This window comes from Corynebacterium bovis DSM 20582 = CIP 54.80, assembly GCF_030408615.1.
In the GTDB taxonomy this organism is placed as follows: Bacteria; Actinomycetota; Actinomycetes; order Mycobacteriales; family Mycobacteriaceae; genus Corynebacterium; species Corynebacterium bovis.
Window position 1 is genome coordinate 1,046,930 of sequence record NZ_CP047187.1, and the last position, 18,388, is coordinate 1,065,317.

Here is an 18,388-nt window from a genome sequence, read left to right on the forward strand (position 1 = left end):
CAGTCGGGTGACGGATCGGCCGCATCGGGCCGGGGGACCGGTGACGGCCCGGGCCGGGGGACCGGACCTAGCCCTGGCGGCCGGCGTCGGTGCCCTGACCGCCCTGACCGCCCTGACCGCCCTGACCGCTGTCGGCCCCCTGTCCGCCGTGGCCGGTCTGCGCGCCCTGGCCGGTGCCGCCCGTGCCGCCCGCGCCGTCGCCGGTCTGACCGCCCTGGCCCTGGCCTCCGCCGGTGCCGCCGGTGGACCCGGGCGTCGGGCCGCCCGTCGCGTCACCGCGGTCGGTGCCGCGGCCGGTCCCGGTGGTGTCCGTCGACCCCTGACCGGAGGACCGCGACCCGTCCCGGTCGTCGCGGGAGGCGGACGGGGACGCCGGGTCCGCGGAGCGCGGCGCGCCCCGGTCGCCGCTGGGGTCTGCGGCGTCCGACGGGACGGCGGACCCGGAGCCGGAGGGTGCCGGGGTGGCCGCGGACGACGGCGCTGCGGACGGCCGGGTCGACGGGGCGACGGACGTCGTGGCCGGGGAGTGGTGGTGGTCGCGGTACTTCGCCGGGGAGAGGATGCCGGCGTCGCCGCCGGACGGGTTGACGGAGAAGGCCCCGAGGAGACCGAGGACGATGAGCGCGATGACGAGCCCCGTCGTCGACGGGCGGACGCGTCCGCCGAAGCTCAGACAGCGGCGCAGCGGGGAGGTGTGGGAGTCGCGGCGCCAGATGCCGTGCGCGCGGACGTCGTCGACGATGTCCGTGCCGTCGGCGTCGCTGTCGGTGCCACTGCTCCCGTCACCGCTGCCGTCACTCCCGTCGGCGTGACCGTCGCCGCCGCGGGCGGTGGTGGCCGTGCCGGTCGCCGTGCCGGTCGCGGTGACGGTGGGCGGTGCGGTGGAGGCGTCGGCGTCAGCCGTCGCGGGGTCGGTGGCGGTGTCAGTGCCCGGGGTGTCACCGCCCGTGCCGCGCGCCCCGGTCCCGGGCCCGGCCGTCGGGGAGGGGGCGGTCCCCGCCGGCCCGGACTGCCCGGACTGCCCGGACTGCGCGGCCTGCGGGGACGTCCCCGCCTGCCCGGTGGGCCCGGCCTGCGCAGACGTGACCGCCGGCCCGGACTGCGGCCCGGACTCCGACCCGCCCGCCGGAGGGGTCACCGGGCGGGTCGCCGGACGTCCCGCGCCCGCGGCCACCGGGGCGCCGGCCCGCCCGGTGGCGGCGTCGTCCCCCCTCCCCGGCCCCGCGGCGGCCCGGGTCGGCGGCGCGGCGAGCACGGCGTTCGGTGCCCCCGGCACCGTCCCGGCCGCGCGGTAACGGTCCCAGAACGCGTTGACGAGGCTCGCGCGGATCGCGCGCTCGACGGCCCACTGCATCGCAGGGTTCACCTGCACGAGCACCCGGAAGCCGACCGTCCACGGCATCCCCGCCGCCGCGGGCGGGGTGAGCTCGGTGGCGGGCAGGACCTCGAGCTCACCGATGACCTCGGTCGCGGTGTCCGGCTCCGCGAGGGCCTCCTCGGCGGTCGCCCGGACGGAGTGGACGAGGTCCTCCATCGACTCGCCGCCGACCATCGGGATGTCGAGGTTGACGACGGCCCGGGACCACTCCTGCGAGTAGTTCACGCACACCGCGGCGGTGCTGTTCGGGACGGAGACGACCTCGCCGGAGGGGGTCCGGACCCGCGTCGCGCGCAGGGTGAGACTCACGACGGTCCCCTCCACGGGCGAGCTTCCCCCCTGGAAGGCGACGTAGTCCCCGACACCGAACTGCTTCTCCGTGATGATGAAGAAGCCCGCGAGGAAGTCCCCGATGATGTTCTGCGCGCCGAAGCCGATGGCGGCCGAGACCACGGTCGCGGGGACGGCGGCGCCCATCGCGGGGACCCCGATGTTCGTCAGGGCGAGGAGCACGAGGACGAAGTACGCGATCGCCTCGATGATGTACACCAGCGCGCCGACGAGGGCGAGCGTGGCCTTCGTCGTCTCCTCGCCGCGGTCGAGCCGCGACGTGATGACGCGGACGAGGAGACGGCCCGCGCGGGGGACGAGAATGCCGATGACGAGCAGTGCCGCCAGGGGGAGCCCGTGGGCGACGAGGAACTCCCAGACAGAGAACGCGAAGTACGACAGGTCCATGCCGCCCGACAGTAGCCCGCGAGGCTGGACGCGGGCTGTCAGTCCGCGGAGACCTCCGCGGACCCGTCCGGGGAGCCGCCGGCGGCCACCCCCGCGGTGGTCCCGCGCGCCGGCGCGCCCCCGCCGCTGACCCGCTGCGGACCCGTCCCGGACGGCCCCGTGCGCCCGCCTACTGAGTGAGACAGGGGTAACCAAAGGGTGGGAAAACGGTGTTCGTGGCGTTGCTCCCGGCTCGCCGTCTCATGTACGCTGACGGCCATGACGAATCAGCGACTTCTCGTACCCTGCGGGCGCTAGCCGCACTCAGGACACGAGTCGACCCCCTGGCGCCCCCGACGGCTGGCGCTGCCGAGTCCGGCAGCCTCAGGTCCGCGGGGGCGTCGTGGGTTCGGGGTCACGTCCGCCCGTCGGTGTGACCGGCGCGGCGCGACCCCGTCACCACCCGGCCCCGCCGGGTCGGGTCGCACGTGGTCACCGGTCCCCCCGGGGGCTTTCGTCCGCACCAGCCCACACCATGACACTTGAAGGAGTGCACGGACCAGTGAACGACACCTCCCGCTCACATCCCAGTCCCGCCACTGTCGCGGCCTCCGCGCGCGGTCGGCGCCCGGAGCGCGTCAACGGGGCCACCGCCATCGTCCGGTCCCTCGAGGAGCTCGGGACCGAGACGGTCTTCGGTCTTCCCGGCGGTGCCGTGCTCCCGCTGTACGAGGCCCTCTACGAGTCGGAGCGGCTCAACCACGTCCTCGTCCGTCATGAGCAGGGCGCCGGCCACGCGGCGACGGGGTACGCCCAGGCCAGCGGCCGGGTCGGGGTGTGCATCGCGACCTCGGGCCCGGGGGCGACGAACCTCGTGACCCCCATCGCCGACGCGAACATGGACTCCGTCCCGCTCGTCGCGATCACCGGGCAGGTCGGCAAGAACCTCCTCGGCTCGGACGCCTTCCAGGAGGCGGACATCCGCGGGGTCACCATGCCGATCACCAAGCACAACTTCATGGTCACCCGCCCCGAGGACATCCCCGCCGCCATCGCCGAGGCGTTCCACGTCGCCTCGACGGGCCGCCCGGGCGCTGTCCTCGTCGACATCCCCAAGGACGTCCAGCAGGCGGAGATGGACTTCGAGTGGCCGCCGGTCTACAACCTGCCGGGCTACCGCCCGGTGACGACGCCGCACTCCCGCCAGATCGAGGAGGCCGCGCGGCTGATCTCCGCGTCCCGGCGTCCGGTCGTCTACGCCGGCGGCGGCATCATCAAGGCCGAGGCCCACGCGGAGCTGCTGGCCTTCGCCGAGGCCACGGGCATCCCCGTCGTGACGACGCTCATGGCCCTCGGGGCCTTCCCGGAGTCCCACCCCCAGCACATGGGGATGCCGGGCATGCACGGGTCGGTGCCCGCCGTGGCCGCCCTGCAGCGCTCGGACCTCATCATCGCGGTCGGCACCCGGTTCGACGACCGTGTCACCGGTCACGTCGGCTCCTTCGCCCCGGACGCCCAGGTCATCCACGCGGACATCGACCCCGCGGAGATCGGGAAGATCCGCGAGGCCCAGGTGCCGATCGTCGGTGACGCCCGCGAGGTCCTCTCCGCCCTCACCGCGACGCTGCGGGACCTCGACCTCCCCGCCCCGGAGCTCGCCGAGTGGACCGCGTACCTCGACCGGCTGCGCACCGACTTCCCGCTGGGCTACGAGGAGCCGGCGGACGGCTCCCTCGCCCCGCAGTTCGTCATCCAGACGCTGTCGGAGATCGTCGGCCCGGACGCGGTGTACTGCGCGGGCGTCGGGCAGCACCAGATGTGGGCGGCCCAGTTCGTGCGGTACGATAAGCCGCGGACGTGGCTGAACTCCGGCGGGCTCGGGACGATGGGCTACGCCGTGCCCGCGGCGATGGGGGCGAAGGCCGCCGACCCGTCCCGCGAGGTCTGGGCGATCGACGGCGACGGCTGCTTCCAGATGACCAACCAGGAACTCGTCACCTGCGCCGTCGAGAAGCTGCCGATCAAGGTCGCGCTCATCAACAACGGCAACCTCGGCATGGTCCGGCAGTGGCAGACGCTCTTCTACGACGGCCACTACTCGCACACGAACCTCAAGCCGGGGGAGCGGTACCTCCCCGACTTCCTCGCGCTCGCCGAGGCGATGGGCTGCGCGGCGTTCCGGGTCACCGAGAAGTCGCAGGTCGCCGAGACCATCAGGAAGGCCCGGGAGATCACCGACCGGCCCGTCGTCATCGACTTCATCGTCGGCGAGAACGCGCAGGTGTGGCCGATGGTCGCGGCGGGCGCATCCAACAACGAGGTCCAGTACGCCCGCGACCTGCGGCCGCTGTTCGACGAGGACAACTCCGCCGGGGAGTCCCCGGCGCACATCCACGAGGTCACCAAGGAAGGCGAGAAGAACTAATGGCCGACATCCACACCCTCAGTGTTCTCTGTGAGGACGTCGACGGCGTCCTGTCCCGGATCTCGGGGATGTTCACCCGGCGCGGCTTCAGCATCATCTCCCTCGCCTCCGGGCGGACCGAGGTGCCGGGGATCAACCGCATCACGATCGTCGTCGAGGCGGAGGACCACGTCATCGAGCAGATCACGAAGCAGCTGAACAAGCTCATCCCGGTGATCAAGGTCAGCCGGCACGACCCGGACTCGCTCGTCCAGCGGGGCCTGCTGCTCGTCAAGGTCAGCGCGGACAACTCGAACCGGACGCAGGTCGTCGAGGCGGCGAAGCTCTTCCGGGCGCACGTTGTCGACGTCGGACCGGAGTCGCTCGTCATCGAGTCGACGGGCACGCCGACGAAGCTCCAGGCCCTCCTCGACGTGCTGGAGCCCTTCGGGATCCGCGAGCTCGTCGAGTCGAGCGTCACGGCGCTGAGCCGCGGACCGAAGTCGATGTACCCGTCGAAGCTCTGACCCGGACCCACCCCCCGGCTGACCCACGATGTGGGACATGCCTTCCCATGATCTGATATAAACGTTCTGACCCCCACGAAGAAAGGTACGTCTCTCATGGCTATCGAGGTTTTCTACGACGACGACGCTGATCTGTCGATCATCCAGGGCCGCAAGGTGGCCGTCATCGGCTACGGCTCCCAGGGCCACGCCCACGCCCAGAACCTGCGCGACTCCGGCGTCGAGGTCTGCATCGGCCTCCGCGAGGGCTCGAAGTCCCGGCCCAAGGCCGAGGAGGCGGGCTTCACGGTGAAGACCGCCGCCGACGCCGCCGCGTGGGCCGACGTCGTCATGCTCCTCGCCCCGGACACCTCCCAGGCCGAGATCTTCGAGAAGGACCTCGCCCCGAACCTCGGTGACGGCGACGCCCTCTTCTTCGGCCACGGTCTCAACATCCACTTCGGCCTCATCACGCCGGCGGACAACATCACCATCGGCATGGTCGCCCCGAAGGGGCCGGGCCACCTCGTCCGCCGCCAGTTCGTCGACGGCAAGGGCGTGCCTTGCCTCATCGCCGTCGAGCAGGACCCGAAGGGGGAGGGGCGCGACCTCGCCCTGTCCTACGCCGCGGCGATCGGCGGCGCCCGCGCCGGCGTCATCCCGACGACCTTCCGTGAGGAGACCGAGACCGACCTCTTCGGCGAGCAGGCCGTGCTCTGCGGCGGCACCGAGGAGCTCGTGAAGACGGGCTTCGAGGTCCTCACCGAGGCCGGCTACGCGCCGGAGATGGCCTACTTCGAGGTGCTCCACGAGCTCAAGCTCATCGTGGACCTCATGTTCGAGGGCGGCATCGCGAACATGAACTACTCCGTCTCGGACACCGCGGAGTTCGGCGGCTACCTCTCCGGCCCGCGGATCATCGACGCCGGCACGAAGGAGCGCATGAAGGAGGTCCTCGAGGACATCCAGAACGGCACCTTCGTCAAGCGCCTCGTCGCGAACATCGAGGGCGGCAACAAGGAGCTCGAGGACCTGCGCGCCCGCAGCGCCCAGCACCCCATCGAGACCACCGGTGCGAAGCTGCGTGACCTCATGAGCTGGGTGAAGAACCCGCTCGACGCCACCGCGTAACACCCGCGCGTCCGCGAGGCCCGGCACGTCTGTGCCGGGCCTTCGTCGTGAGCCGGGCCCCGGGCCTTCGTCGTGCGCCGGGCGCCGTGCCCCGGGCGCCGTTCGCGGTCCGTGGTCGGTCGTGCGTGGCCTGTCGTACGCCGCGCCGACCGCCGCCGTCAGTGCTGCGACTGCAGCAGCCCGAGCAGCTCCCGCCGCAGCCCGGCGGTGTAGCGTTCCCGCCGGTCCGTGTCCCCGCCCCCGTCCCCGCCCGCGCCGGCGACGGTGTGCCGCGGCCGGGGCAGGTCCACCGGCACGTCCGCGATGACGGTCGACTCCGGCCCCGCGGACATGACGAGCACCCGGTCGGACAGGAGGATCGCCTCGTCGACGTCGTGGGTGACCATGATGACCGTCCGCTGCGACTCCTCCCAGACCTCGAGCAGCTGGAGCTGGAGCTCGCGGCGGGTGAGGGCGTCGAGCGCGCCGAACGGTTCGTCGAGGAGGAGGATCTCGGGGTCGACGGCGAACGCCCGCGCGAGCCCGACGCGCTGCTGCATCCCGCCGGACAGCCGCGCCGGCCGCCGGTCCGCCGCCCGGGCCAGGCCCACGCGCGCGAGGTGCCGGTCCGCGACCTCCCGGCGCTGCGCCCGGGTGAGCTCCGGCCGGGCGGACGCGAGCCCGAACTCGACGTTGCCGCGCGCGGTCTTCCACGGCAGGAGGGCGTGGTCCTGGAAGACCATCCCGCGGTCGGGCCCGGGCCCGCGGACCGGGCGGCCCCCGGCGAGGACCCGGCCGGTGCTGGGCGCGGCGAGCCCCGCGACCATCGACAGGATGGTGGACTTCCCGCACCCGGAGGGGCCGAGGACGGAGACGAACTCGCCGTCGCCCACGGTCACCGAGGTCGGGGCGATGACGGTGGTCGTCCCGTAGGACCGGGTGACGGCGTCGAGGACGACGGAGGAGTCCCTGTCAGTCATGGCGCACCACTTTCTGGACGGCGGAGACGAGGTGGTCGAGGACGAGCCCGATGACCCCGATGAGGACGATGGCGACGACGATCGCGTCGATGTCGAGCCGGTTCCACATCGTCCACACGAAGAAGCCGATGCCCTGCCCGCCGACGAGCATCTCGGCGGCGATGATGACCAGCCACGACGTCGACAGGGACAGCCGGAGCCCGGTGACGATGCCGGGCAGGGACGCCGGCAGCCACACGTTCCACAGCCGCGACCACCACGGGGTCCCGAGGGTGGCGGCGAGGTTGACGTACGTCGGGTTGACCGACCGGACCGCGTCGACGGTGCTGATGAGCGTCGGCCAGACCGCCGAGAGCACGATGACGAACACCGCCGTGTGCTCGGCGTCCCGGAGCAGCGCGAGCCCGATCGGCAGCCACGCCAGCGGCGACACCGGGCGCAGCACCTGGACGGCGGGGTCGACCGCGCGGCGCAGCGTCGTACTCCTCCCGAGGGCGAACCCGAGCGGCACCGCGACGAGGGCGGCGACGGCGAACCCGAGCAGCACCCGGCGCAGGCTCGCCAGCAGGTGCCAGGCGATCCCGACGTCCGCCGGCCCGTCCCGGTGGAGGGGGTCGGAGAGGATGTCGACGGCCCGGCGCGCGGTCCCCGTCGGGGTCGGGGCGAGGGGGCTCAGCCATCCGAGGGACGACGCCGCCTGCCACAGCGCGAGGGCGGCCGCGAGGAGGGCCACGCCGAGGATCGTGGGGGCGGCGACGCGCCGTACGGTGCCGGTCATCGGGTGTCCTCCCGGATGCTGTCGGTGGGGTGGTCGGGGTCGAAGACACGGCCGTTGACCGTGAGGGTGCGGCCGGGGGTGTCCGGCAGGACGGTGGACCGGTCCCGGGGCAGCACGGCCCGGACGGCGGCCCGGATCGCGTCGTCCCCGGTGAACGCCCCGCCGCCGACCCCCCACCGGCCGAGCTGGGCGGTCATCCACGTCACGGCCGCCGGGTCCGTGGGGTCGCCGAAGCGGATCCGGTCGGGGTCCGTGACCGGGGTGCCGTGCCAGTCCGTGTACGTGCCCGCGAGCACGGGGGTGAGCAGGGCGGGCTTCTGGTTGAGGTAGCGGTCGGCGGCGAGGGACGACGCGACCTCCGCACGGTCCCCGGGGCTGTTCGCGAGGGTCGCGGCGTCCCGGAGTCCGGCGACGAGTCCGGCGGTGACGTCCGGGTGGGCGTCGTCCCAGTCCGCGGCGACGGCGACGCAGCAGCACGGGTGCCGGTCCCACAACGCCCGGGTGAGGGTGAATATCCGGCCCGCCCCGGAGGCCAGCGCCCGCTGGTTGAACGGTTCGGGACCGATGAAGCCGTCGATCCCGCCGACCTCCAGCTGGGCGACCATGTCGGCCGGGCGGAGCAGGCGGAGCTCGACGTCGCGCGTCGGGTCGACACCCGCGGCGGCCAGGTGGTCGCGGAGGAGCAGGGCGTGGACGGAGTACTCGAAGGGGATCGCCAGGACCGTCCCGCGGAGGTCCGCCGCCGATGTGACGTGTCCGACGTGCCGGGCGGCGAGGGTGAGGGCCTGCCCGTTGGTGTTCTGCGTGGCGATGATCCGGGTGGGGCGGCGGCCGGTGACGGCGCCGGAGGAGATGACGACGGGCATCGGGGTGAGCATGTGCGCGACGTCGATGTCCCCGGTGGCGTAGGCGCTCCACAGGTCGGCCCACCCGGCGAAGCGGCGGAGGGTGACGGACACCCCGTGCCGGGCGAAGAGGCCGCGGGCGTCGGCGAGGACGAGCGGGGCGGCGCAGGCGATGGGCACGTAGCCGACGGTGACGGGGTCGCCCGGGGTGCCGCCGCCCGGGCCCGGTCCCGCGCACGCCGTGAGGGCCGACACGGCGGGGAGGGCCACGGCCCCGGCGGCGGTGAGGGCCGACCACCGGAGGACGTCGCGGCGGGAGATCGGGTCCACGGGGGCCTTCCTGTCGTGGGGGCGGGCGGAGGGCGGTCCGGCGACAACTAGACCGGTCTGTCTCTGATGCTGGGGAACTCTAGGTGACCCGGTGGGGGTTGTCCAGGGGGTGCCGGCGACCTGCGGTGACGGGCAGGTCCGGGTGGGGGTGCAGGCGCTTTCCCGGGGCCGTGTAGACCAGTCTGTACGGACTTCCCCGGGCTGTGTTAGTCTCCGGTCACATGCCCGGGTGGCCGCCGGCGACGACCGTCGTCGACCGTCGTCGACCACCCTCGTCCCCGCGGGTGACCGGCACGGTCGGCCCGCGGGGGTCACGGGACGTCCACGCCGGTCACGGGTGGCCAGACGCACCCAGCGACGCCGCGTGACGTGGGACCCGGGGGAGGCGGACCACATCCGTCGCCCGGCGTCGTCCCACGGCCCACGGCCCGCCACTGACGGCACACCACTGAAGGAGCGCTCATGTCCGATCTCACCCCGAACCACACCGCCGGCGAGCCGCTGGAGCCGATCAGCGCCGAGGACCTCGCCGCCCTCGCCGCGAAGAACGTCGAGAACCCGGAGGGTGGCCGCAAGGTCATGCGCACCCACACCGAGGCCGACGGCCGCTTCCGCAACTACACGCGCATCCGCGACCTCGAGCCGGTCCTCGTCTCCGAGCCGCCGCAGCTCCTCGGCGACAACTCCGCGCCGAACCCGACCGAGGTCGCCCAGGCCGCCCTCGGCGCCTGCATCTCCGTCGGCATCCAGGCGATCGCCACCCACCGCGGCGTGACGCTCACGGACATCCAGATCGACATCGAGGGCAGGATCGACGTCTCCCCGACGTGGGGTGTCGGCGACACCGGCGCGGACAAGCGCCCCGGTGTGTCCGACGTGCACGTGAAGATCCACCTCGAGGGTGACGCCGACCGCGAGACGCTGGACCAGATCCAGAAGGACGCCATCGAGTGGTCCCCTGTGGTCAACACCTACACCCGGCCGGCGACGCTCACCTCCGAGCTCGTCTGACCCGACCCCTGCCGCCCCTCCCGCCCCGACCCCCCGAGGACACCGCCATGCCCGAGACCCCCGCCTCCGTCGACCTCACCCCTCTCACGCTGCCGTCCGAGCTCGCCTCGACCGTCGCGGAGAACGCGAAGGCGGTGGACACCGGGGACACGGACGCGCGCTACGCCCTGCCGCTGCTGGGCGAGGCCGGCCTCCTCGACGCCGGCGCCCCGGAGGACCGGGACGGCCGGCTCATCGACATGGTCCGGACGGTCCGTGAGCTGTCCCGGTACGACCTCTCCGTCGGCTTCACCGTGTGGGCGACGCGGATGACCCTCGAGTACCTCCGCGCGTCGGAGAGCCTCCGGGCCGCGGAGCTCGCCCCGGCCCTCGCCGCCGGCGAGCGGCCCGGGGTGACCGGCATGGCCTCGGCGTTCAAGGACTTCGCCGGGTGCGGCGAGGTCGACCTCACCGCGGAGCGGGTCGACGGCGGTTACCGCGTCAGCGGGAAGCTGAACTGGGCGTCCAACCTCTACGACGACGCCGTCGTCGTGTCCGCCGCGACGACCGGGACGCCCGGGGACGGGGACGCGACGGCGACGAAGATCCTCTTCGTCGTCGAGGCCGGCGCCGAGGGGATGACCTTCGGCCGGCCCTTCGGGCTGCTCGGGCTCAACGCGACGGCGTCGGCGTGGGTGAGTCTCGACGGCGTGTTCGTCGCCGACGACGCCGTCCTCACGACGGACCTGCACCCCTTCCTCGCCCGGGTGCGGCCGACCTTCGCGCTGCTCCAGATCTCCGAGTGCATCGGCGTCGCCGAGGCGGCCGTCGCGGCCGCAGCGCCGCGGCTCACCGGGCTCAACGCCACGTTCCGTGAGGACTGGGACCGGGTGCGGGGGACCGTCGCGGACCTCGTCGAGCGTCAGGAGGAGATCGTCGGCCGGGTCGCCGCGGGCACCGTCGACGCGGTCGCCCTGCTTGAGCTGCGGCTCGACGCCGCGGAGGCCGCCGTGGCCGCCGCGGGCGTGGAGGTGCGCGTGGCCGGGGGAGCCGGGTACGCCCGGACCTCGCCCGCGTCGCGCCGGTTCCGGGAGGCCGCGTTCATCCCCGTGCAGTCGCCGTCCGAGTCGCAGCTGCGGTGGGAGCTCGCCCGGGCGCGGGCCGGCGCCCTCTCCGCCTGACGCGCGGGGCACGGTGCCTGTCGCCCGGCGGCCCCGCTTGCCGGGGGGGGGCAGCGTCGTTGAGGCGGGGGACGGCGTCGCCGGGGTGGGGCCCGGCGTCGTGGGGGCGGGGGCACGGCGTCGTTAATGAAAACGGTGACAGCCGGGGTGAATCACATGTCCGGAGGTCATGACACCCGGAGCGCGGTGGCGTACAGTGAGACCGTTCGTTAATGAAAATGACGGAGGTCCTCCCTTGTCTCCTGCTCCTCACGACCACTCCGCCACCGCGCACGACGCCGGCCACGACGGTCACAGTCACGACCCCGGCCACACCCACGACGCCGGCGCGGGCCACGCGCACGCCGGCCACAACCACGACCACGCCCACGACGCCGGCGCGGGCCACGCGCACGCCGGCCACAACCACGACCACAGCCACAGCCACAGCCACGGCCACAGCCACGCGCCGCGCGGGGGCCGGGCGCTCGCCGTCGTCCTCGTCATGACGACGGTCATCCTCGTCGCCGAGGTCGTCGGGGGCATCGCCTCCGGCTCGCTCGCCCTCCTCGCCGACGCCGGCCACATGTTCTCCGACTCCGCCGGGCTCCTCCTCGCCGGCGTCGCCCTCGTCGTCGGGCGGCGGCCCGCGAACGCGGCGGCCACGTACGGCTTCCGCCGGGCGGAGGTGCTCGCCGCCGCCGTCAACGCCGTGGCGATCGCGGCGATCTCCGTGTGGATCCTCGTTGCGGCGTTCCAGCGGCTGGGGAAGGGGGTGGAGGTCGAGACCGGCCTCATGATGGTCGTCGCGCTCATCGGTCTCGCCGCGAACGTCGTCTCCGCGGTGATCCTCAACCGGTCGGCGGGGGAGTCGCTGAACATCCGGGGCGCGTACCTGCATGTCCTCGCCGACCTGCTGGGGTCGGTCGCGGTCATCGTGGCGGGTCTCGTCATCACCTTCACGGGGTGGACGCCGGCGGACACGGTGGCGTCGGTCCTCATCGTGCTCATCATCCTGCCGCGCACGTGGTCGCTGTTCCGGCAGGCGTGGCGGGTGCTCATGGAGCAGGTCCCGGCCGGGGTGGACGTCGAGGGGATCCGGCGGCGGGTCGAGGCGGTGCCCGGGGTGTCGCGGGCGCACGACCTCCACGTGTGGTCCGTCGACGGGGAGGGGCTCGTCGCGACGGTCCACGTGGTCCGCGACGGGGAGGCCGCCGCGGGGTGCGGGATGCTCGACGCGGTCCACGCGGTGCTCCGTGCCGACGGGATCGGTCACGCGACGGTGCAGGTCGAGGACCCCGGTCACGCCGAGCACGAGGAGGCGCGGTGTGACGCCCCGGAGGGTGTCGACGAGGCCGGCCGCCCCGCCGCCCACCCCTGACGGCCACTATTGGAAACAATCCCCAATAGACGGGTAGAGTGCCGGGAATGACCGCACAGACCCCCGTCACCATCCTCTCCGGGTTCCTCGGATCCGGGAAGACGACGCTGCTCAACGACATCCTCGGCAACCGCGACGGACGTCGCATCGCCGTCATCGTCAACGACTTCTCCGAGGTCAACATCGACGCCGCCCTCGTCGCCGGCGAAGGCCACCTCACGCGCGGCGAGGACCGGTTCGTCGAGCTCACCAACGGGTGCATCTGCTGCACCCTCCGCGAGGACCTCATCGAGTCGACCGGCATCTCCGAGCCCATGCCCGTCGCCGCGACGTTCGACTGGCGGTGGGAGGACGGCACCCGCCTCGCCGACACCGCGCCCATCGACACCATGGTCACCCTCGTCGACGCCGTCCAGTTCCTCCGCCTCATCGGGAAACGCCGGACGCTCGCCGACGAGAACGTCGCCGTCGGCCCCGACGACGACCGCACCGTCGCCGACCTGCTCGTCGACCAGGTGGAGTTCGCCGACCGCATCTTCGTCACGAAGGCCGACCGGGTGAGCCGGGCGCAACTGGAGCGCACGGTCGCGCTCGTCCGCCGGATGAACCCGCGTGCGCGCGTCGACACCCTCGTCCACGGCCGGGTCACCGACATCGACAGCGACCCAACCGGGAGCCGGGGCGGCACGACCGCCGTGGACCTCATCCTCGGCGCGCACCTCTACAACGAGGCGACCGCGCGCACGTGGCAGGGGTTCACCGACGAGATCGAGAACCCGCACGACCCGGAGACCGAGGAGTACGGCATCAGCTCCGTCGTCTTCCGGGGCGACCGGCCCTTCGACCGCGGACGCCTCCTCGAGGCGCTGCGCGCCACCCCCGGACTCGTCCGGTCGAAGGGGTACTGCTGGATCTCCGACCGGCTGGACGCGGTGCAGGTGTGGCACCAGGCGGGGCCGGACCTCACGATCCAGCCCGCGGGGCAGTGGGCCGCGGCGGGCCTGACGCCCGGCAACGAGGTCGTGCTCATCGGCGTGGGCTTCGACCGCGCCGCCGCGGTGACGCGGTTCACCGACGCGATGCTCACCGACGCCGAGGCGGCGGCGCTCGTCGGCGAGCCGGCCTGAGCGCGCGGACCGACCGCGCCGGTCACCGGCCCGCGCGCCGGGGCGGCGCGTCGTCTGTCCGTCGTCCACGATATGCTGTGTGCGTCGCACGCCACACCGCGGTGACGGTGTAGCCCGTGTCGCACCACGGCACAGAAACACCGGCGGAGTCGTCGCACCGGACATCCCGGTGCACCGCCGCTCCAGCCCGCACCACGGTCGCCAGGCGTGGGCCCCTCCGCGCCGACGCGGTCGTGCCGGTGCGGGGAGAACACCGAATCATCCCAGGAGATCCTGTGAGCCAGAATTCCCGTCCCGTCGTCCTCATCGCCGACAAGCTCGCCCAGTCCACCGTCGACGCCCTCGGTGACTCCGTCGAGGTCCGCTGGGTCGACGGCCCGAACCGCCCCGAGCTCCTCGAGGCTGTCAAGGACGCCGACGCCCTCCTCGTCCGCTCCGCCACCACGGTGGACGCCGAGGTCCTCTCCGCGGCACCGAAGCTCCAGATCGTCGGCCGTGCCGGTGTCGGCCTCGACAACGTCGACATCGAGACCGCCACCGCGCGCGGCGTCATGGTCGCCAACGCCCCGACGTCGAACATCCACTCCGCCTGCGAGCACGCCATCGCCCTGCTCCTCGCGACCGCGCGCCAGATCCCGGCGGCGGACGCCACCCTCCGCGAGGGGGAGTGGAAGCGCTCCTCCTTCAAGGGGGTCGAGATCTTCGGCAAGACCGTCGGCATCGTCGGCCTGGGCCACATCGGGCAGCTCTTCGCCCAGCGTCTCGCCGCGTTCGAGACCGAGATCATCGCCTACGACCCGTACGTCTCCCCGGCGCGCGCCGCCCAGCTCGGCATCGAGCTCGTCGGCCTCGAGGAGCTCGTCTCCCGCGCGGACTTCGTCACCATCCACCTCCCGAAGACCAAGGAGACGGCGGGGATGTTCGACGCCGCGCTGCTCTCCAAGGCGAAGGAGGGCCAGATCATCATCAACGCGGCCCGTGGCGGTCTCGTCGACGAGGCCGCCCTCGCCGCCGCGATCACGGACGGCCCGATCCGGGGTGCCGGGTTCGACGTCTACTCGACCGAGCCGTGCACGGACTCCCCGCTGTTCAGCCTCCCGCAGGTCGTCGTCACCCCGCACCTCGGGGCGTCGACCGTCGAGGCCCAGGACCGGGCCGGCACCGACGTCGCGGCCTCCGTCCTCCGGGCCCTCGACGGTGACTTCGTCCCCGACGCGGTCAACGTCTCCGGCGGCAAGGTCTCCGAGGAGGTCGCGCTGTGGCTCGGCCTGGCGACGAAGCTCGGGCGGGTCGCCGGCGCGCTCCTCGACGGTGCCGCGACCTCGGTCGAGGTCGAGGCCCGTGGTGAGCTGTCGGCCGAGTCCGTCGACGCGCTCGGCCTCGCCGCGCTGCGCGGGCTGTTCTCCGGCGTCGTCGCCGAGCAGGTGACGTTCGTCAACGCCCCCCAGATCGCGGAGGAGCGCGGGGTGCACCTGTCGGTGTCCACCGCCGACGAGTCCGTCACCCACCGGTCGGTCCTCGAGGTCCGCGCCGTGACCGGGGACGGCACCGTCGTCTCCGTGATCGGGGCCCTCACCGGCCTCGACCGGGTGGAGAAGATCGTCCGCATCAACGGCCGCGGCCTCGACCTCCGCGCCGAGGGACGCAACCTGTTCCTCAGCTACGGCGACAAGCCCGGGGCGCTCGGCACCGTCGGGACGATCCTCGGCGGCGAGGGCATCAACATCAACGCCGCCGCGCTGTCCCAGAACACCGACGACTCCTCGGCGACGCTGGTGCTCCGCGTCGACAAGGAGATCCCGAAGGAGCTCGTGGAGCGCATCCGCACCGAGCTCGGCACGGACCGCGCCGTGCAGCTCGACCTCCACTGAGGTCCCTGCCGCGGGCCCACCCCCGGTGACGGGCCCGCCTCCGACGGGGGCGGGGGCCGGGCCCTCCGGTGCCGGTGCCGGAGTGGCGGTGCTGCGGTGCCGGACGCGCCCGTCGGGCCGGGCCCCCGCCCGGCCGGGCCGGGTCAGCGGTGGTGCGCCCGCCGCCGCCACAGCAGGACCGCGGCGGCGAAGATGAGCACGAACAGCCCGAGGACGATGAACCCCGCGTTGTCCATCGGCACCTCCCCGGCCCACGCCAGGGCGTCGACCCCGAGGTCGCCGGCCAGGGCCAGCAGCTCCAGGACGCCGACGATGACGGCGAAGAGCACCGACACCGACGTCATCGTGATGTTGTAGCGCAGCGTGTTCGCGGGGTCGGTCAACGCCCAGCGGTACGCCCGGGACATGAAGACACCGTCGGCGGAGTCCATGAGGGACATGCCGGCGGTGAACGCCAGCGGCAGGAGCATCGTCACCCACCACGGGGTGCCGGACGCGGCCCCGCCCGCGGCGAGGATGAGCAGCGACACCTCCGTGGCGGTGTCGAACCCCAGGCCGAACAGCAGCCCCACCGGGTACATGTGCCACGGCCGCGTCACGCGGCGGAGGGCGGGGCCCAGCAGGCGCGTGAGCGCCCCGGTCGGCCGGCCCGGCTCGTCCCCCGTCCCGCCCGCACCGCCGGCGGCGTCCGCGCCGGCCACCCCGTCCGGGCGGCGTCGGACCCGGAGCACCAGCGAGCGCAGCGTGACGAGGTTGATCACCGCGAGCACCAGCAGCATCACCCCCGAGAACGCCGCACCCCACACCCCCAGGGCCTGCCGCACCGGCGAGTCCTCCGTGAGCCCGGCCCACTCCACGGACACCGCGACGAGCGCCGCCGCGGCGACGACGACCGTCGAGTGACCGAGGGCGAAGAACATCCCCACCGTCTGCGGGGTGCGCCGGCTGTCCTGGAGTGCCCGCGTGGTGTTGTCGATCGCGGCGATGTGGTCCGGGTCGAAGGCGTGGCGCAGCCCCAGCGTGTACGCGGTGAGCAGCAGTCCCACGGTGACCGCGGCGCCGAGGCTGCCGGCCGCCCAGGCCGCCGCCGCGCCGGCGACGAGGAGCACGTGGAGGATGACGTTGACCGTGACGACGGTCGGGGAGAGTCCGCGGAGCGTGCCGCGGGAGTCAGGTGAGTCTGTCATGGGCGAAGTATAAGACGCTCTCAGACTCCGGTTTGCGTCGTGCCCCGGGCGGGTACGCTGGTGAGGTTCTGCCCCGGGGTGCGGGCGGCGGGGGCGCGGCGCGGTCAGCACGGCTGCGGCGCGGTCAGCGCGGCTGCGCCCCCCGGGGCCCGGGGTCACTCCCCGAACAGGGCCGTGCCCCAGTCCTCCCCGTCGCGCAGGCCGGGCGGGCACGCGAAGAGCGCCGCGGACTCGTAGCGCACGTACTCGTTCATCTTGTCCTTCCGGGACAGCTCCAGCTGGATCGGGATGAACGTCTCGGAGGGCTTCGCGACGAACGCGATGAAGAACAACCCGCCGTTGATGTGCCCGACCGAGTCGGAGCCGTCGACGAAGTTGTACGCCCGCCGCAGGATCCGGGCCCCGCCGTGCTGGTCGGGGTGGGCGAGGTAGACGTGCGAGTCCGTCGGGACCGCGGGTTCGGTGCCGAGGGTGAGGTCGAACGGGACGTCCGCGAACTCGTCGTCGGTGCCGAGCGGTGCCCCCGAGCCCTTGTACCGGGCGAACGTGTGCTGCTGCTCGTCGAGGATCTGGCGGTCCCACAGTTCGAGGAGCATCCGGATGCGCCGGGCGCACAGGTACGTGCCACCCGTCATCCAGCCGTCGTCGGTCGCCCAGACGAAGCGCTCGATGTCCGCGCCGTCCTCGGACTTGAGGTTCCGGGTGCCGTCCTTGAACCCGAAGAGGTTGCGGGGGGTCGTCTGGTCCGTACTTGTCGACGACGCCCGGCCGTACCCCAGCTGCGACCAGCGGACCTGCACCACGCCGCTGCCGGCCCGCGCGAGGTTCCGCACCGCGTGCACGGCGACCTGCGGGTCGTCGGCGCACGCCTGGACGACGATGTCGCCGTAGGACAGGTCGTCGCGGAGCTGGTCGCCGGGGAACGTGGGGAACTTCGTGAGTTCCCGGGGGCGGCGGTCGGCCAGGCCGAAACGGTCGTCGAAGAGCGACGGGCCGAAGCCGACGGTGAGGGTGAGGTTCGCCGTGGGGAGGTCGGTGGCCTCACCGGTGTCCTGGGGGACCTTCGTCCGGTCGGTGGCGTGCTGGTTCGTGGCGTCGTCCCCCATGAGCGACCCGCCGTCGACGGTGGTCTCACCCCGGGTCATGCGCTCGGCCATCGACGTCCACCGGCGGAGCATGTCGCGGAGGGCGGCGCGGTCGCGCGAGGTGACGTCAAAGGCGACGATGTGCAGGTGCTCCTGCTGCGCCGTCGTCACCCCGGCCTGGTGGGCGCCCCGGAAGGGGACGGTGCCGTCGGGGTCGGGGGTCGTGGCACGCCCCGCCGCGGCGGCGACGACGTCCTCCGTGCGGCCGGTCGCGGCGAGGATCCCGCCCCCGACGGCGGCGGTGCCGAGGACGCCGACGCCCATGCCGGCGAGGAAACGCCGACGGGGGACACCGGGTGCCCGGGTGGGGGCCGTGCCGGTGCCGGTGGCGGCGGTGGCGGTGGCCGGGGAGGCCGCGGTGGCGGCGGTGGTGCGGCCGTCCTCCGGCGGCCGCTGCTGTGAGGTGGTGGCGTCCATGTCGTCGGTCATGCGCCGTGACCCCTTTCGTCTCAGGTGTGTGCAGGTGTGTGCGGGTGTGT

14 protein-coding genes are annotated in these 18,388 nt (G+C 73.4%); 8 read left to right on the forward strand and 6 right to left on the reverse strand.

The window, feature by feature from the left end; translation table 11 throughout:
* Nucleotides 1–67: 67 nt before the first annotated feature.
* Entirely contained in the window at nt 68–2,116 is a 2,049-nt protein-coding gene (locus CBOVI_RS04145; RefSeq protein ID WP_221190539.1) for a mechanosensitive ion channel family protein, read from the reverse strand.
* A gap of 541 nt (nt 2,117–2,657) precedes the next feature.
* On the opposite strand from CBOVI_RS04145, the gene CBOVI_RS04150 reads away from it, so the two are divergent.
* The 3 genes from CBOVI_RS04150 (at nt 2,658) to ilvC (ending at nt 6,136) form a co-directional block, all read left to right on the forward strand.
* On the forward strand, nt 2,658–4,520 hold the full coding sequence (locus CBOVI_RS04150; RefSeq protein WP_010274990.1) for an acetolactate synthase large subunit: 1,863 nt from the start codon (nt 2,658–2,660) through the stop codon (nt 4,518–4,520).
* Nucleotides 4,520–5,026: an acetolactate synthase small subunit gene (gene ilvN, locus CBOVI_RS04155; protein WP_010274987.1), complete on the forward strand. Its 507-nt coding sequence runs from the start codon at nt 4,520–4,522 to the stop codon at nt 5,024–5,026. Before CBOVI_RS04150 ends, ilvN begins: the two co-directional genes overlap by 1 nt.
* Before the next feature lie 96 nt (nt 5,027–5,122).
* Nucleotides 5,123–6,136 carry a ketol-acid reductoisomerase gene (gene ilvC / locus CBOVI_RS04160; RefSeq protein WP_010274983.1) on the forward strand — a complete coding sequence of 338 codons (1,014 nt, stop codon included), beginning with the start codon at nt 5,123–5,125 and terminating at the stop codon, nt 6,134–6,136.
* Nucleotides 6,137–6,294: 158 nt separating this feature from the next.
* On the opposite strand, the gene CBOVI_RS04165 is transcribed toward ilvC, so the two are convergent.
* Genes CBOVI_RS04165 through CBOVI_RS04175 form a run of 3 tightly spaced genes read right to left on the reverse strand, consistent with a single transcriptional unit; the run spans nt 6,295 to nt 9,048 of the window.
* A complete protein-coding gene (locus tag CBOVI_RS04165; RefSeq protein ID WP_125174178.1) occupies nt 6,295–7,095 on the reverse strand; it encodes an ABC transporter ATP-binding protein in 801 nt (266 codons plus the stop codon).
* Nucleotides 7,088–7,873 (reverse strand): ABC transporter permease, encoded by a 786-nt coding sequence (locus CBOVI_RS04170; RefSeq protein ID WP_010268000.1) that lies wholly within the window; start codon nt 7,871–7,873, stop codon nt 7,088–7,090. The genes CBOVI_RS04165 and CBOVI_RS04170 overlap by 8 nt, the downstream gene beginning before the upstream one ends.
* Nucleotides 7,870–9,048 carry an ABC transporter substrate-binding protein gene (locus tag CBOVI_RS04175; protein WP_010268004.1) on the reverse strand — a complete coding sequence of 393 codons (1,179 nt, stop codon included), beginning with the start codon at nt 9,046–9,048 and terminating at the stop codon, nt 7,870–7,872. The genes CBOVI_RS04170 and CBOVI_RS04175 overlap by 4 nt, the downstream gene beginning before the upstream one ends.
* 462 nt (nt 9,049–9,510) lie before the next feature.
* On the opposite strand from CBOVI_RS04175, the gene CBOVI_RS04180 reads away from it, so the two are divergent.
* From CBOVI_RS04180 to serA, 5 genes are all read left to right on the forward strand, one after another.
* Nucleotides 9,511–10,059: an OsmC family protein gene (locus tag CBOVI_RS04180; RefSeq protein WP_010268006.1), complete on the forward strand. Its 549-nt coding sequence runs from the start codon at nt 9,511–9,513 to the stop codon at nt 10,057–10,059.
* Between the two features lie 47 nt (nt 10,060–10,106).
* Nucleotides 10,107–11,219: an acyl-CoA dehydrogenase family protein gene (locus tag CBOVI_RS04185; RefSeq protein ID WP_010268007.1), complete on the forward strand. Its 1,113-nt coding sequence runs from the start codon at nt 10,107–10,109 to the stop codon at nt 11,217–11,219.
* Between the two features lie 235 nt (nt 11,220–11,454).
* Entirely contained in the window at nt 11,455–12,579 is a 1,125-nt protein-coding gene (locus CBOVI_RS04190; protein WP_010268008.1) for a cation diffusion facilitator family transporter, read from the forward strand.
* A gap of 47 nt (nt 12,580–12,626) precedes the next feature.
* Complete coding sequence (locus CBOVI_RS04195; RefSeq protein ID WP_010268009.1) at nt 12,627–13,706, forward strand: GTP-binding protein; 1,080 nt, start codon at nt 12,627–12,629, stop codon at nt 13,704–13,706.
* 275 nt (nt 13,707–13,981) lie between these two features.
* Nucleotides 13,982–15,577 carry a phosphoglycerate dehydrogenase gene (serA, locus tag CBOVI_RS04200; protein WP_010268010.1) on the forward strand — a complete coding sequence of 532 codons (1,596 nt, stop codon included), beginning with the start codon at nt 13,982–13,984 and terminating at the stop codon, nt 15,575–15,577.
* 143 nt (nt 15,578–15,720) lie between these two features.
* On the opposite strand, the gene CBOVI_RS04205 is transcribed toward serA, so the two are convergent.
* Both CBOVI_RS04205 and efeB read right to left on the reverse strand, forming a co-directional pair.
* Nucleotides 15,721–16,764, reverse strand: a complete 1,044-nt coding sequence (locus CBOVI_RS04205) for a HoxN/HupN/NixA family nickel/cobalt transporter (RefSeq protein ID WP_125186656.1) — start codon at nt 16,762–16,764, stop codon at nt 15,721–15,723.
* Between the two features lie 155 nt (nt 16,765–16,919).
* Nucleotides 16,920–18,338, reverse strand: a complete 1,419-nt coding sequence (efeB, locus tag CBOVI_RS04210; RefSeq protein WP_010267878.1) for an iron uptake transporter deferrochelatase/peroxidase subunit — start codon at nt 18,336–18,338, stop codon at nt 16,920–16,922.
* Between the last annotated feature and the right edge of the window lie 50 nt (nt 18,339–18,388).

What these genes read in the sequence shown, in the direction of transcription:
- CBOVI_RS04145 (WP_221190539.1), bottom strand. Translation starts at nt 2,116, where the DNA reads ATGGACCTGTCGTACTTCGCGTTCTCTGTCTGGGAGTTCCTCGTCGCC.
- ilvN (WP_010274987.1), top strand. Translation starts at nt 4,520, where the DNA reads ATGGCCGACATCCACACCCTCAGTGTTCTCTGTGAGGACGTCGACGGC.
- ilvC (WP_010274983.1), top strand. Translation starts at nt 5,123, where the DNA reads ATGGCTATCGAGGTTTTCTACGACGACGACGCTGATCTGTCGATCATC.
- CBOVI_RS04165 (WP_125174178.1), bottom strand. Translation starts at nt 7,095, where the DNA reads ATGACTGACAGGGACTCCTCCGTCGTCCTCGACGCCGTCACCCGGTCC.
- CBOVI_RS04170 (WP_010268000.1), bottom strand. Translation starts at nt 7,873, where the DNA reads ATGACCGGCACCGTACGGCGCGTCGCCGCCCCCACGATCCTCGGCGTG.
- CBOVI_RS04180 (WP_010268006.1), top strand. Translation starts at nt 9,511, where the DNA reads ATGTCCGATCTCACCCCGAACCACACCGCCGGCGAGCCGCTGGAGCCG.
- CBOVI_RS04185 (WP_010268007.1), top strand. Translation starts at nt 10,107, where the DNA reads ATGCCCGAGACCCCCGCCTCCGTCGACCTCACCCCTCTCACGCTGCCG.
- CBOVI_RS04195 (WP_010268009.1), top strand. Translation starts at nt 12,627, where the DNA reads ATGACCGCACAGACCCCCGTCACCATCCTCTCCGGGTTCCTCGGATCC.
- CBOVI_RS04205 (WP_125186656.1), bottom strand. Translation starts at nt 16,764, where the DNA reads ATGACAGACTCACCTGACTCCCGCGGCACGCTCCGCGGACTCTCCCCG.
- efeB (WP_010267878.1), bottom strand. Translation starts at nt 18,338, where the DNA reads ATGACCGACGACATGGACGCCACCACCTCACAGCAGCGGCCGCCGGAG.